Origin of the sequence: Mediterraneibacter sp. 210702-DFI.5.30, assembly GCF_020560115.1 — a bacterium.
Classification (GTDB): Bacteria; Bacillota; Clostridia; order Lachnospirales; family Lachnospiraceae; genus Mediterraneibacter; species Mediterraneibacter faecis.
This window is the reverse complement of record NZ_JAJCME010000116.1, coordinates 1-254: the sequence shown is the minus strand read 5'-3', so window position 1 is coordinate 254 and position 254 is coordinate 1. Positions and strand designations below refer to the sequence as shown.

The following is a 254-nucleotide window of genomic DNA, read 5'->3' as shown; positions in this document are numbered from 1 at the left end:
CACAATGCCAAGACGATTGAAGAGATTAAGTTGAGGTCGTTGGCACTGAATCCCAGCTGCAGGACTGCCAGCAGAATCAAGCGGTAGATGATGCTTCCCAAGGTTACCGCAACCAGTCGCTGCGACAGTGTCAGCTCGCCAAAGGCAACTTCGCCGATGATGATTGAAGCCAGGGCGATTACGATGGTTCCAATCCCCATGTTGACATCGGCATAGCCATTGTTTTGAGCAACCAGCGCGCCGCAAAGTCCAAC

At 52.8% G+C, this 254-nt stretch carries 1 pseudogene; it reads right to left on the bottom strand.

Annotated elements, in window-relative coordinates:
• Window positions 1-254: pseudogene (locus tag LI126_RS14910) on the bottom strand (ABC transporter permease); the annotation flags it as partial.